The organism is Streptomyces sp. NBC_00289 (genome assembly GCF_041435115.1).
Taxonomy (GTDB): domain Bacteria; phylum Actinomycetota; class Actinomycetes; order Streptomycetales; family Streptomycetaceae; genus Streptomyces.
The window spans coordinates 6,836,271-6,849,090 of the sequence record NZ_CP108046.1 but is presented as its reverse complement, the minus strand read 5'-3'; the positions used below and the strand labels follow the sequence as shown (position 1 = coordinate 6,849,090).

At 69.6% G+C, this 12,820-nt stretch carries 13 protein-coding genes; 4 read left to right on the top strand and 9 right to left on the bottom strand.

Annotation, left to right across the window (positions count from 1 at the left end; all coding sequences use genetic code 11):
- Window positions 1–30: 30 nt before the first annotated feature.
- The gene (locus OG985_RS31030) at window positions 31–1,413 is read right to left on the bottom strand and encodes a glycine--tRNA ligase (protein WP_371671648.1); all 1,383 of its coding nucleotides are present in this window, start codon (window positions 1,411–1,413) and stop codon (window positions 31–33) included.
- Window positions 1,414–1,574: 161 nt separating this feature from the next.
- On the opposite strand from OG985_RS31030, the gene OG985_RS31025 reads away from it, so the two are divergent.
- The 4 genes from OG985_RS31025 to OG985_RS31010 are packed head-to-tail and all read left to right on the top strand — an operon-like array spanning window position 1,575 to window position 4,706.
- The gene (locus OG985_RS31025; protein ID WP_371671647.1) at window positions 1,575–2,528 is read left to right on the top strand and encodes a metal ABC transporter substrate-binding protein; all 954 of its coding nucleotides are present in this window, start codon (window positions 1,575–1,577) and stop codon (window positions 2,526–2,528) included.
- 26 nt (window positions 2,529–2,554) lie between these two features.
- Window positions 2,555–3,322 carry a metal ABC transporter ATP-binding protein gene (locus OG985_RS31020; RefSeq protein ID WP_371674547.1) on the top strand — a complete coding sequence of 256 codons (768 nt, stop codon included), beginning with the start codon at window positions 2,555–2,557 and terminating at the stop codon, window positions 3,320–3,322.
- Window positions 3,322–4,224 carry a metal ABC transporter permease gene (locus OG985_RS31015; protein ID WP_371671646.1) on the top strand — a complete coding sequence of 301 codons (903 nt, stop codon included), beginning with the start codon at window positions 3,322–3,324 and terminating at the stop codon, window positions 4,222–4,224. Before OG985_RS31020 ends, OG985_RS31015 begins: the two co-directional genes overlap by 1 nt.
- A gap of 59 nt (window positions 4,225–4,283) precedes the next feature.
- Window positions 4,284–4,706 (top strand): Fur family transcriptional regulator, encoded by a 423-nt coding sequence (locus tag OG985_RS31010; RefSeq protein WP_371671645.1) that lies wholly within the window; start codon window positions 4,284–4,286, stop codon window positions 4,704–4,706.
- Window positions 4,707–4,760: 54 nt separating this feature from the next.
- Here OG985_RS31010 and OG985_RS31005 read toward each other — a convergent pair whose 3' ends face one another.
- From OG985_RS31005 to OG985_RS30970, 8 genes are all read right to left on the bottom strand, one after another.
- On the bottom strand, window positions 4,761–5,600 hold the full coding sequence (locus tag OG985_RS31005) for an isoprenyl transferase (RefSeq protein WP_371671644.1): 840 nt from the start codon (window positions 5,598–5,600) through the stop codon (window positions 4,761–4,763).
- Between the two features lie 30 nt (window positions 5,601–5,630).
- Window positions 5,631–6,377 carry a DNA repair protein RecO gene (gene recO / locus OG985_RS31000; RefSeq protein ID WP_371671643.1) on the bottom strand — a complete coding sequence of 249 codons (747 nt, stop codon included), beginning with the start codon at window positions 6,375–6,377 and terminating at the stop codon, window positions 5,631–5,633.
- Window positions 6,378–6,449: 72 nt separating this feature from the next.
- Window positions 6,450–6,665, bottom strand: coding sequence for a hypothetical protein (locus OG985_RS30995; RefSeq protein WP_371674546.1), 216 nt, complete (start codon window positions 6,663–6,665; stop codon window positions 6,450–6,452).
- 371 nt (window positions 6,666–7,036) lie between these two features.
- The gene (locus tag OG985_RS30990) at window positions 7,037–8,017 is read right to left on the bottom strand and encodes a DUF6879 family protein (RefSeq protein WP_371671642.1); all 981 of its coding nucleotides are present in this window, start codon (window positions 8,015–8,017) and stop codon (window positions 7,037–7,039) included.
- 39 nt (window positions 8,018–8,056) lie between these two features.
- Window positions 8,057–9,040, bottom strand: coding sequence for an SCO2521 family protein (locus tag OG985_RS30985; protein WP_371671641.1), 984 nt, complete (start codon window positions 9,038–9,040; stop codon window positions 8,057–8,059).
- A gap of 1 nt (window position 9,041) precedes the next feature.
- Window positions 9,042–10,031 carry an SCO2522 family protein gene (locus tag OG985_RS30980; RefSeq protein WP_371671640.1) on the bottom strand — a complete coding sequence of 330 codons (990 nt, stop codon included), beginning with the start codon at window positions 10,029–10,031 and terminating at the stop codon, window positions 9,042–9,044.
- Window positions 10,028–10,945, bottom strand: a complete 918-nt coding sequence (locus tag OG985_RS30975) for an SCO2523 family variant P-loop protein (protein WP_371671639.1) — start codon at window positions 10,943–10,945, stop codon at window positions 10,028–10,030. The genes OG985_RS30980 and OG985_RS30975 overlap by 4 nt, the downstream gene beginning before the upstream one ends.
- Window positions 10,946–10,948: 3 nt before the next feature.
- Window positions 10,949–12,787 (bottom strand): SCO2524 family protein, encoded by a 1,839-nt coding sequence (locus OG985_RS30970; protein ID WP_371671638.1) that lies wholly within the window; start codon window positions 12,785–12,787, stop codon window positions 10,949–10,951.
- Window positions 12,788–12,820: the final 33 nt, after the last annotated feature.

Sequence of the window (12,820 nt, the reverse complement as noted above, 5' to 3'; positions counted from 1 at the left end):
TCCGGCGTTCGGGGAAATGGGGTCCGAAGGCTAGGCGCCCAGCAGGCGTCCGGCCAGGTAGCCCTCGATCTGGTCGAGGGAGACCCGCTCCTGCTTCATCGTGTCGCGCTCGCGCACCGTCACCGCGTTGTCGTCGAGGGTGTCGAAGTCGACCGTCACGCAGTACGGCGTGCCGATCTCGTCCTGACGGCGGTAGCGGCGGCCGATGGCGCCGGCGTCGTCGAACTCGATGTTCCAGTTCTGACGCAGCGCGGAGGCCAGGCCCTTGGCCTTCGGGGACAGCTCCGGGTTGCGGGACAGCGGCAGGACCGCGACCTTCACCGGGGCCAGGCGGTGGTCGAGGCGCAGCACCGTGCGCTTCTCCAGCTTGCCCTTGGCGTTCGGCGCCTCGTCCTCGATGTAGGCGTCGAGCAGGAACGCCAGCATCGCGCGGCCGACACCGGCCGCGGGCTCGATGACGTACGGCGTCCAGCGCTCGCCGGCCTCCTGGTCGAAGTAGGAGAGGTCCTGGCCGGAGGCCTTGGCGTGGGCGGAGAGGTCGAAGTCGGTGCGGTTGGCGACGCCCTCCAGCTCACCCCACTCGTTGCCGCCGAACTGGAAGCGGTACTCGATGTCAGCGGTGCGCTTGGAGTAGTGGGAGAGCTTCTCCTTGGGGTGGTCGTACCACCGCATGTTCTCCTCGCGCAGGCCCAGGCCGGTGTACCAGTTCCAGCGCTGCTCCATCCAGTACTCCTGCCACTTCTCGTCCTCGCCCGGCTTGACGAAGAACTCCATCTCCATCTGCTCGAACTCGCGGGTGCGGAAGATGAAGTTGCCGGGCGTGATCTCGTTGCGGAACGACTTGCCCATCTGGGCGATTCCGAACGGCGGCTTGCGGCGCGAAGTGGTCTGCACCTGGGCGAAGTTGGTGAAGATGCCCTGGGCGGTCTCGGGGCGCAGGTAGGCGACGGAGCCGGTGTCCTGCGTCGGGCCGAGGTGGGTGGACAGCAGGCCCGAGAACTGCTTGGGCTCGGTGAACTGGCCCTTGTTGCCGCAGTTGGGGCAGTTCACGTCCGCCAGGCCGTTCTCCGGCAGGCGGTGGTGCTTGGCCTCGTACGCCTCTTCCAGGTGGTCCGCGCGGAACCGCTTGTGGCAGGAGGTGCACTCGGTGAGCGGGTCGGAGAAGGTGGCGACGTGACCGGAGGCGACCCATACCTCGGGGGCCAGGATCACGGACGAGTCGATGCCGACCACGTCCTCGCGCGACGTCACCATGTAGCGCCACCACTGGCGCTTCAGGTTCTCCTTGAGCTCGACACCGAGCGGTCCGTAGTCCCAGGCGGCCTTCTGGCCACCGTAGATCTCACTGCAGGGGAATACGAAGCCACGGCGCTTGCTCAGGCTGACGATGGTGTCGATCTTGTCGGCGGCCACGGTGCTCTCTTCATAACGACGACGGACGACGAAGCGAGACGCTTCAGAGCGAATGCTTCAGCGTACCGGCGGGGGCTCCCCCTCAACCAAATCGGTTCCCCGGACAAACTTCTCACCAGCGTTGTTGACAACGGTTTCCATAGTTGTTGAAAATGACTGTCATGAACGTACGACGACTCATACCCGCGACCGCGGCAGCGGCGGCCACCGCCCTCGGCCTCGCCACCCTCTCCGCCTGCTCCACCGAGAGCGCCGCCGCGAACACGGACAAGTTCGACGTCGTCGCGTCGTTCTACCCGATGGCCTTCCTCGCCGAGCGGATCGGCGGGAGCCACGTCCACGTCGCCAGCCTCACCCAGCCCGGCCAGGAACCGCACGACCTCGAGATCAGCGCCAAGCAGCGCGTGCAGCTCGAGCAGTCCGACGCCGTCCTGTATCTGAAGAACCTCCAGCCCTCCGTCGACGACGCGGTCTCGCAGTCCGGCGTGAGGACGAAGGTCGACGCCGCCTCCCTCACCACGCTCGAGAAGCACGGCAACGAGGTCGGCGGCCACTCCGCCGCGCACGACAGCGGCGAGAACACGGAACTGTCCGGCCTCGACCCCCACATCTGGCTCGACCCGGTGCGCTACGCCCAGGTCGCCACGGGCGTCGGCAAGGCCTTCGAGAAGGCGGACCCGAAGCACGCCGCCGACTACCGGAAGAACACCGCGGCCCTGGTCAAGAAGCTCGACCGGCTCAACACGCAGTTCGCGGACGGCCTGAGGAACACCGGGTCCAAGGTCTTCATCACCACCCACGCCGCCTTCGGCTACCTCGCCGAGCGCTACGGCCTCACCGAGGAGGCCATCAACGGCCTCGACCCCGAGTCCGAGCCCAGCGCCGCGCGCGTACGGGACCTTGAGAGGATGGCCAAGGCCGACGGCGTCTCCACGGTGTTCTACGAGACCCTCGTCAGCGACAAGACCGCGAAGACCGTCGCCAAGGACGCGGACCTGAAGACGGACGTCCTCGACCCGATCGAGGGCATCACGTCCAAGTCCCGGGGCACGGACTACTTCTCGGTCCAGGAAGCCAACCTCAAGGCGCTGCAGACGGCCCTGGGAACCAAGTGATCGTCACGGAAGGCGGCATGGACGTCATGGGCGAGCCCGTCATATCGCTGCGCGGGGTACGCGCCGAGCTGGGCTCGCGCCCCGTCCTGCGCGGCATCGACCTCACGGTGCACCCCGGCGAGGTCGTCGCGCTGCTCGGCGCGAACGGCTCCGGCAAGTCGACCGCCGTGCGCAGCGTCATCGGCCAGGTCCCGGTCAGCGCCGGTGAGATCGAGCTGTTCGGCACCCCGCGCCGCCGCTTCCGCGACTGGCGGCGCGTGGGCTACGTACCGCAGCGCACGACGGCCGCGGGCGGGGTGCCCGCCACGGTCACCGAGATCGTCTCCTCCGGCCGGCTGTCCGCCGCCCGCTTCGGCATGCTGCGCAAGGCCGACCACGCGGCCGTACGGCGGGCCCTGGAGCTCGTCGGTATGGCCGACCGGGCCAAGGACTCCGTGAACGCCCTCTCCGGCGGACAGCACCAGCGTGTCCTGATCGCCCGCGCGCTCGCCGCCGAGCCCGAACTGCTGATCATGGACGAGCCGATGGCCGGCGTCGACCTGGCCAGCCAGGAGGTGCTCGCCGGGACGCTGCGCGAACAGGTCGCCGCCGGCACGTCGGTTCTGCTCGTCCTGCACGAACTGGGCCCCCTGGAGCCGCTGATCGACCGGGCGGTCGTCCTGCGCGACGGCTGCGTGGTGCACGACGGCCCGCCCCCGCGAGCGGTCGGCCAGCACGCGCTGCCCGGCCACGACCACGTCCACCCGCACGCGCCCGCGGGCACCGAACCGATCCGCACGGGACTGCTGAGCTGATGACCTTCCTCGACTTCCCCTTCATGCAGCGGGCGCTGGTCGCCGCCGTCCTGGTCGGCATCACCGCCCCCGCCGTCGGCATCTACCTCGTGCAGCGCCGCCAGGCCCTGCTGGGCGACGGCATCGGCCATGTCGCGATGACCGGCGTCGGCCTCGGCTTCCTGCTCTCCACCTCCCCGGTGTGGATGGCGACCGCCGTCTCGGTGCTCGGCGCCGTCCTGATGGAGCTGATCCGCTGGTACGGCAGGACACGGGGCGACATCGCCCTCGCGATGCTCTTCTACGGCGGCATGGCCGGCGGCGTGATGCTCATCAACCTCGCGCCGGGCGGCTCCAACGCCAACCTCATGTCGTACCTCTTCGGCTCCCTCACGACCGTCTCGGAGTCGGACGTGACGGCGATCAGCCTGCTCGCGGGATTCGTGATGCTGGTCACCCTGGGCCTGCGCCGCCAGCTCTTCGCGGTTAGCCAGGACGAGGAGTTCGCCCGGGTCACGGGCCTGCCGGTGCGCGCGCTCAACCTGCTGACCGCGGTCACGGCGGCGGTCACGGTGACGGTCGCGATGCGGGTCGTCGGGCTGCTCCTGGTCTCCGCGCTGATGGTGGTCCCGGTGGCCGCCGCCCAGCAGCTCACCCGCAGCTTCGCGGCGACCTTCGCCGTCGCGGTGGCGATCGGCGTGACCGTGACCATCAGCGGCACCGTCACGTCGTACTACCACTACGTGCCGCCCGGTGCGACGATCGTGCTGTTGGCCATCGCCGCGTTCTTCGTGCTCACGGTCCTCGCCACCCCGCTGGCCCGGCGCCGCGCGCGTGCGCTGGCCGCCGCACAGCCCGCCGGGGATCCCACGGAGTGCACGATTCCGGCCGGCCGGGCAGCCGACGGCAAGGTCGGCGTCTGACCGCTGACAGGCCGGACTGGCACAATGGCCCGGCAAGCGCAGACGCTAGGAGGCAACCGGTGACGACCGCTGGACCGCCCGTGAAGGGCCGCTCCACCCGGCAGCGGGCTGCCGTCGCGGCGGCCCTCGACGAGGTGGACGAGTTCCGCAGTGCCCAGGAACTGCACGACATGCTCAAGCACAAGGGCGACTCCGTCGGCCTCACCACGGTCTACCGCACGCTCCAGAACCTCGCCGACGCCGGCGAGGTCGACGTCCTGCGCACGTCCGACGGCGAGTCCGTCTACCGCCGCTGCTCCACCGGTGACCACCATCACCACCTGGTCTGCCGCGTCTGCGGCAAGGCCGTCGAGGTCGAGGGCCCGGCCGTGGAGACGTGGGCCGAGTCCATCGCCGCCGAACACGGCTATGTGAACGTGGCCCACACGGTGGAGATCTTCGGGACCTGCTCCGACTGCGCGACCGCCGCCACGGCCGGCTGATCGCTGCCGGCCGATCGCGGTCGGCCGATCGCGGCGGTCCCGCACCCCGGGTGGCTACGGGGTGGCCTGCCCGCCTTCCAGGGACAACAGCACCTCGTTCGGCGTGGCGCCGCCGAAGCGGCGGTCCCGGGACGCGAACTCCACGCACGCCCGCCACAGGTCACGGCGGTCGAAGTCCGGCCACAGCACGTCCTGGAAGACCATCTCCGCGTACGCGCTCTGCCAGAGCAGGTAGTTGGAGGTGCGCTGCTCGCCGCTCGGCCGCAGGAACAGGTCGACGTCCGGCATGTCCGGGTAGTACAGGTACTTCGCGAGGGTCTTCTCGTCGACCTTCGAGGGGTCCAGGCGGCCCGCCTTCACATCCTCCGCGAGGGCCTGCGCCGCGTCCGCGATCTCCGCCCGGCCGCCGTAGTTCATGCAGAAGTACAGGGTCAGACGGTCGTTGTCCTTGGTCTGCTCCTGGGCGATCTGGAGCTCCTTGGCGACCGACTTCCACAGCTTGGGCATCCGGCCCACCCAGCGCACGCGAATGCCGAGCTCGTCGAGCTGGTCACGGCTCTTGCGGATGAAGTCGCGGTTGAAGTTCATCAGGAAGCGGACCTCGTCGGGCGAGCGCTTCCAGTTCTCGGTGGAGAAGGCGTACAGCGAGATGTTCCGCACACCCATCTCGACCGCGCCCTGCAGCACGTCGAGAACCTGCTCGGCGCCGACCTTGTGCCCCTCGGTGCGCGGCAGCCCGCGCTGCTTGGCCCAGCGGCCGTTTCCGTCCATGACGATCGCCACGTGTTCGGGGACCAGCTCACCCGGGAGCTTCGGCGGGCGAGCACCGGACGGATGCGGATCCGGCGTCTTGTACTCGCGGCGCCGGCGCCCCAGGATCCCGCGTACAGCCATGTGGTTCTCGTCTCCCTCGGTCCGTTGCTTCTACTTCTCCACGTAGCGCAGCGAACGCAGTCCGCGCTCCATGTGCCAGTGCAGATACGCGGACACCAGCCCGCTCCCCTCGCGGACGTACCGTGCCTCGCACGCGTCCGCGTTCTCCCAGTCTCCCGTAAGCAGCGCACCGAGCAGTTCGAGGGTCCGCGGCGAGGGTACGACGCTGCCGGGCACCCGGCAGTCGACGCAGACGGAGCCGCCCGAGGCGACGGAGAAGAACCGGTTCGGCCCCGGCAGCCCGCACTTCGCGCAGTCGCCGAAGCTCGGGGCGTAGCCGTTGACGGCGAGAGACCGCAGCAGGAAGGCGTCCAGAACGAGATGCGAGGCGTGCTCGCCGCGGGCGAGGGTGCGCAGGGCGCCGACGAGCAGCAGGTACTGCTGCACCGCCGGCTCCCCCTCGTGATCCGTGAACCGCTCCGCCGTCTCGAGCATGGCGGTGCCGGCGGTGTAGCGGCCGTAGTCGCTGACGATCCCGCCGCCGTACGGCGCGATGGTCTCGCTCTGCGTACACAGCGGCAGGCCGCGCCCGATCAGCTCGCTCCCCCGCGCGAAGAACTGCACGTCGACGTGCGAGAAGGGCTCCAGGCGGGCCCCGAACTTGGACTTGGTGCGCCGCACCCCGCGCGCCACCGCGCGTACCCGCCCGTGCCCGCGCGTGAGCAGAGTGATGATCCGGTCCGCCTCACCCAGCTTCTGGGTGCGCAGCACGATGCCGTCGTCGCGGAACAGACTCATGTGGCCCATTCTCTCTTACGGCGCACGCGCTCCGGGCCGGGCCGGCCGCTTTCGTTTCGGCCGGGCCCCGCTTCAAGGCACCTCGCCCCGGCTGCGTGCGTTGGCGTACGCCGTCGCCGCGCTGAGCCGCTCGGCCGGCGTCGCGTGCCGCACGGCTCCCGGCTCGGCGTCCCACTCCCGGCCGCCGCCGTACGGCCTCAGCTGTACGTAGGGTCCTTCGTGCCCCATGACGATCCCGAGCCTTCCGCTGCGGCCGTCCACGACATACGCCCCGACGGCGGGGTTCACCGCCCCGCCGCCGCGATGCGCCGCGCGGTCTGCCCGGAACACCGGCGGGTTTCCACGAGCGGACCGGGCGCCTCCCGCGCAGGACTCACCGGGTGGAGCCCCAGCGAGGGAGGAGTAATTCCGGCTTTGTCCAGCGCCTCGCGCAATTCCTTCACCGCTGCCTCCGCTTCTTCGGCGCAGAGCGCCGAGTGGTGTGCCGTCACCTTGATCCCCAGCTTTCCGAGTTTCACTCTTCGCGTCTGGGAAGTGACGTCGTGCACCTACACTCGGCAGGAGTCTGTGCACTACAAGCGCAGGTCAGGGCAGACGGGCCGGTCGGGCCGACGGTTCACGCACGTTCGCCCCGTCGCGCAAACGTTGCCCCCGCGGCGCTAGTCGCCCGAATCCGGCGGGTTGGTCGCCGCGCGGAGCGAGTCGGGTAAGCCGTTCGGGCTGACGTCGCTGATGTTCCACAGCTCGGTGAAGCGCTTCAGCCGCTCCTGCACTTCCTTCTGGGTGGCGTCCACCGTCGTCCACGAGGGCACGTTCATCTGGTCCGCGGTGATCTCGTAGGAGAGCGCTCCGTCGAAGAGGATGAAGTCGATCATCTTGCCCCGCTGGGCGTACATCGGCAGTTGGGGCAGGGCCACGACCCGCACGTCGATGCCGATCCCCCGCTGCTCCTCGCGGAGTTGGTCCAGCAGTGCGATCTCCTCGGGGCTCTTCACCACGTGCAGCCGGCGCACCCGGACCCCGCGCTCGACCGCCTCGCTCTGCGCCTCCAGATAGCGGCCCGCGGGCTCGCTGCTCCAGAAGTCCCGGTCGACGGAGGTGCTGATGGCGTCCACGGAGGTCCGGGCGCACCGGGTGAGGGTCAGCAGCCAGTCGTGGTTCTCACCGGGCGACTTGGCGTGCAGGTTGGCGAAGTTGTACATGTAGCCGGCGAGCCGGTCGATCTCCTGGTGCGCGAACTCGTGCAGGATCGTCGGCCCCATGGCGACCACTTTCGTGGCGTGCTCGGCCAGCCGGGGCACCCCGTCGTCGCGCAGTTGCTCCACCTCGTTGAAGAGCTTGGTCGCCCGGCCGATGTCGACGAAGCGCTGCTCGACCACGTCCCTCAGCTCACCGAGCTGGTGCGCGAAGGTGATCATGAACTGGACGATCAGGATCGCACCGCCGAAGAGCACGGACACGACCACCCGCCACAGGTCGTCCTGGGACGGGGAGATCACGTTCGTCAGCACATAGGCCACGCCACCCGTCACCACGGTGATCAGGAGCTTCTGGAGCAGCGACCGTGCGCCGTCGTCTCTGTCCCGCTCACTTCTGCCCGTAGGAGCGGTGTTGTTGCGCGGCGGTATCGGTGGATTCATCTCTTTCTCCCCCCGTTGGGATGTTCCTGTCCTCCGCGATCAGGGCCCCGCCGACAGGAGCTCGCGCCGCGCCGTCGCGGCGTGCAGGGCCAGCTGGTCACGGACGCGCTGTACCAAGGTCTGCCACTGTCGGCTGAAGCCGGGTTCCTCTTCGAGTACGTCCCACAGGACGCCCAGCGACCGGTCCAGCCGGGTCCTCGGCATCCACAGGTGCAGCAGATGATCGACGAGCGGGCCCAGCACCTTGAGCGTCCCGGCCCCGTCCGCGGACCCGAGCCTGATGCCGTCCAGTTTGTCCACGACCGTCGTCAACAACCAGTCGTGCAGGGCGAAATCCTCGGCGAGCCGGGCCACCGCCGCGGGTTCGGTGCCGTTCGGCACCCTCAGTCGCACAAGGCGTACGCCGTCGGCGGCCACGGTGAAGCGTTCCAGCCGCGCTCCCCGGCCGTCCGCCGCGGGTAGCGCGGCCCACCGCAGGCTGGTGGTGGCGGACGTGAGGGGGGCGTCGTAGTCGAGGAGTCGGTGTTTGCGGGAGATCGTCGAGAGGAGCCCTTCGGCGATCGAGCCGATGTCGAGCTCGTCGGCGCCCGGCTGCCAACGCTCCGTCAGCAAGGCATCGGCGACGACTGTTTCGGCCAGCCTGCCGACCGGCAGCAGTTGGCCGGGCCGGGTCAGGTAGTAGCCCCAGGGCCGGCGGCGGTCCGGGCCGGCGGCCGGTGCGGAGAAGTACGCCGTCGCCTGGAGCACCCGGCCCTCGGTGAGGCTCGCGCGGGCCGCCACCGTACCGACCGCGCGGACCTTGCCCCGGTTGCCGGTGGGCAGCCGGCAGTCGACGCCCGTGAGGACCTCGGGCGAGACGGCGTGGAGGTTGGGGCGCTGGGAGACGCGGACGCGTTCGTCGGCGCGCAGGGTGAGCAGCCGCTCGGCCACCGCCGCGCTCACGGCGTCACGGCACGGCAGCAGACACGTGCGCACCTCGCCGCAGGCCAGCACCGGGCGTGCCGTCTCCCCCGGGGCGCCCATGTCACAGCCCCGGCGGGAACACGTAGGACGTGCGCTCCACGACACCGGCGGGCACGGGGAAGTCCTCGTCGGCGGCACGCCCTACCACCTGGCCGAGCGCTCCGGCGTCCACCTGGGTCTGCTCGAGGATGACACGCACGGCGTGCTCGACGGGCAGGAACCGGGAGGGCAGGACGCTGCACGTGTAGTACGCGGTGAAGGGCGCCGCGGACGGGTTGAGCCGGAGCAGCGGCGGCAACGCGTCCCAGTCGTCGGGGAAGGCGGCCGGGTCCCAGCCGGTGGGGGCGAGGACGGCCTTGCCGTTGTCACGGAGCAGTCCGAGGCGGGCCAGTTGCCAGACGGCGGCCAGGAAGGCGCAGGACCAGGTGCGGCGGTCCGCGTTCTCGTCCCACAACTCGACGTCCACGAAGACGGAGTGACCGCGCGCACCGGTCTCGCTGGGGGGCTGCCAGGAGGGTGCGGCGCTCAGCGCGGCCGCCGTACGCTGCGCCGGGGCGCGACGCCCGTTGGTGAGCCAGCCGGTCCGGCTGAGGGGCGGCCGGAAACCCCTGCTGCCGGGTGGCGGTGTCTCGACGAGCCGGCCCAGGACGAACTCGGCGAGGCCGCCGCGTTCCGGCCGGCGGGGATCGGTGGCGGCGCAGCCGGACTCGCGGGCCAGGTAGTCGATGGTCAGGCCGGCCTGTTCGGCCGCCTTGAGCAGGGGCGGTAAGAGCTCGGCGGGCGTGGCCAGGCGGCTGAAGTAGTCGTCGATCAGGAAGCAGGTGCTGATCCGGGGCCGTTTGCCGTCCGGGAGCGGAGGGAGCGAGGCACGGGCGGCCTCCACCCAGGGGCGCACCGCGGCGAAGTGCCCGCGCAGTCGCTCGGGCCCCTCGGCGAAGTCCTCCATGTACAAGTGGCCGAGTTCCAGGGAGAGATGGGAGAACGGCACGGCCTCCGTGCGTGGCTGGGCGCTGGTTTCCTGGAAGACGGCTCCGGTTCCGGTTCCGGTCACAGCTCCCCCCAGAACTTGTCGTCGGCCAGCCGTTCCGCCAGTTCTCCCATCGCCTGCCAGGTCCCGATATTGGCGATCCGGCTGTCCAGCACGTCCTGGTCGGTGATGAGCTGTTCCCGTAATTGCAGGACGGGTTCCAGGGGAACGGCTCCCAGCACCCTGCTCTTGCCGATGCCCAGTTCGGCCGCGACGACCTCGAGCTGTTTGTTGTACTGGCGCATCCAGGCCGACTGCGCGGGCGGCATCTGCGACCAGAGCGACGATTCGAGATCGGGTACGGCGGCCCGTACGAAACGGATGGCGCCGAGCAGCGCCTGCCGGTCGTGCCCCATTTCCTCACCGGCGCTCACGATGCCCTGATTTCCGCTGACGAGTTCGGCGGCGGCCATGACGTGCTGTCGCGTCCAGCGGTGGTAGATGAGCCAGCGGACTTTGACGCGCCGCAGCTCCTCCTGCGCGGTGGCGGCGAGCGCCAGGTCCATCGCATAGCTGCGTCCGGCGCTCAGATCGACCACGATGACGTCGAATTCACGCTTGAGGCGGAGGATGAGGTCCACGCAGCGGTGCAGGTTTTCCGTGTCGGTGACGAATTCGCCGCCGCTTCGGTCTCCGGGCAGCAGGACCAGACGTCCGGAGCGGTCCGGCTTGTCACGCAGGACGTAATGCTCCGTGCGTGCCCAGATGTCGACGCGCAGCGGTTCCCCCGTCTCGCCCTTCAGATAGGAGTGCAGGCCTCGTCCTTCGGCTTCTTTCAGGACATCGGGTATGTCGAAGACGGCCGGGGCGGTGGGCGAGCCGAAGTCGAAGTCGAGATAGCAGACGTCGTCGCCGTCGAGTGCCCGGCGGTAGGCGAGGTTGGCGCTCGTGACCGAGCGGCCGGTGCCTCCCTTGTCGGAGGCGGCGAACACGAGCACGGGTCACACCCCCGACCCGGTGTCCCTGGCACGGGCCAGGGTGTCCAGCCGGCGCAGCACTCCCATGGACAGCGCGCAGGCGGTGCCCGGTTCGGTGTCGAGGAGCAGCCGGGCACGGCGCAGGTCGGCCTCGACGCCCTTCAGTTCCTCGCCCTCCTGGCTCTTGGCCGGCGGGGCGAGCTTCATCTGTTCCTTGCCGAGCAGGTGCGTCGACTCGCTGAGCAGTGACCGGGCCAGCGCGGTCAGTTCGGCGCTGCGGATCGGGGGCTGCGTGTAGAGCTGGGAGGCGGCGACCATGCACTCGGTGACACGTTCGGTGATGCTCCACGACAGCGGTCCGCTGCGCTCCTCCGAACTGGGGTATGCCGCATGGACGTTGTCCCACAGGCCGACCCCCTCCCCCTCGCCGACGCGCCGCTTCCACAGGTGGCCGAGGATGTCCTCGGCCAGCTGGAGCAGCCGGTCGTGGGAGGCCTGGTTGCGGGAGAGCGAGCACAGCTGGATGGTCCGCTTGAGCAGCTGCGCCGAGAAGTCCGTCATCGCCCACTGCATGGCGGGCCCCTGGCCGTCGCTGCCGAGCAGAGGCAGGGCGACACCGGGATTGTGCAGGCGTACGGCGGGGTCGTCCCTGGTCATACGGCTGGTGATACGGCCGCGCTCGGCGAGACGTTCCATGATGCCGACCGTGCGGGTGAGGTCGTCGTCGGTGGCCCGGCGGCGGACCAGGTCGTGGACGAGGATGGAGGCGACGCAGAGGGAGAAGTACTCCGACTCCAGCTGCTGGCCCGTGGTCCGCCACGGGATGTCCTCCAGGGGCCAGCTGCCCTCCCCGAAACGCGCGATGGCCGACCAGTACTGCTGGGTGATCTCCCAGCGCAGGCGCAGCGCCTCGGCGAGCCGCTGCTGTTCGGTGTTGAGCAGGGCCAGGGTCAGGGTGCGGTCCGAGAACAGGTCCTGGATGCCGTCGAGGGCGACGACGGTGAAGTAGAGGTAGGGGACGGCGTCGGCGGCGCCCCGAGGCTGCTCCCCGATGTCGTCGGTGGTTTCCACCTCGGGCGCGTCCCTGACCAGGCTCCAGGCCCAGCCGCACTCGAACAGCCGGTTGTCGTTGCGGAGTTGCTCCTCGACCTCGACACCGAGGACGAGGCTCTCGCTGATGACGGCACGCAGCGCCTTGAAGCGTTCCTGGAACCGCTGGAGGACCACCCGGTCCGACAGCCGCTGCTGGCCGAGGAGACGGCACAGGGCCTGTCCCTGACTCGATTCGGCGTCGAAGACGTTGACGGTGAAGGAGCGCAGCAGGCTCACCATGGCGGAGGTGAGGCGTTGGCTGGTCGCGTCCCAGAGGCCCTGGATCAGTTTCTGGGTGTCGGCGCGGTTGGTTCTCGTGCGGTAGATCTTGAGGAAGCCGAGGGTGGCGAGGCAGAGGGTGACGGACATCGAGAAGGAGTCGACGACCCCGATTTCCTGCTGTTCCTTGGTGAGTTCCTGCTCGGGGTCCTCGGGAAGGAAGTAATAGCCCCCGGAGAACGTGGGACCCACGCCCCCGCCGTGATGCTTTCCCATGAATTCACTGAGCACCCGCACGAGGCTCCCGGGAATCTCCGTGGGATCGCCCATCTCCTTGAGGGCCTTCTCCACGTCCTCCTGGGTCGTGTCGGGATTGTCGAGGCGGAATTCGGGGATCTCGGTCGCCGGATACATGAGGCAGAGCAGACGTTCGGCGTCGGCGACGCTGCTGCGGCCGCCCCATTCTCCCCAGCTCCAGTCGCCGCTCCTGAAAGAGTGGCCGGCAATGGCCTGCCACACGTCGAGAAGCTGCAGGCGCGGCTTGATCTGCATTCCCATGCCCCCTCACACAGGTGCGAAAAAGAG

Excerpts from the sequence above, each read along its gene's own strand:
- OG985_RS31015 (WP_371671646.1), top strand. The coding sequence starts at position 3,322 with ATGACCTTCCTCGACTTCCCCTTCATGCAGCGGGCGCTGGTCGCCGCC.
- OG985_RS31020 (WP_371674547.1), top strand. The coding sequence starts at position 2,555 with ATGGGCGAGCCCGTCATATCGCTGCGCGGGGTACGCGCCGAGCTGGGC.
- OG985_RS30970 (WP_371671638.1), bottom strand. The coding sequence starts at position 12,787 with ATGCAGATCAAGCCGCGCCTGCAGCTTCTCGACGTGTGGCAGGCCATT.
- OG985_RS30985 (WP_371671641.1), bottom strand. The coding sequence starts at position 9,040 with ATGGGCGCCCCGGGGGAGACGGCACGCCCGGTGCTGGCCTGCGGCGAG.
- OG985_RS30990 (WP_371671642.1), bottom strand. The coding sequence starts at position 8,017 with ATGAATCCACCGATACCGCCGCGCAACAACACCGCTCCTACGGGCAGA.
- OG985_RS31025 (WP_371671647.1), top strand. The coding sequence starts at position 1,575 with ATGAACGTACGACGACTCATACCCGCGACCGCGGCAGCGGCGGCCACC.
- recO (WP_371671643.1), bottom strand. The coding sequence starts at position 6,377 with ATGAGTCTGTTCCGCGACGACGGCATCGTGCTGCGCACCCAGAAGCTG.
- OG985_RS31005 (WP_371671644.1), bottom strand. The coding sequence starts at position 5,600 with ATGGCTGTACGCGGGATCCTGGGGCGCCGGCGCCGCGAGTACAAGACG.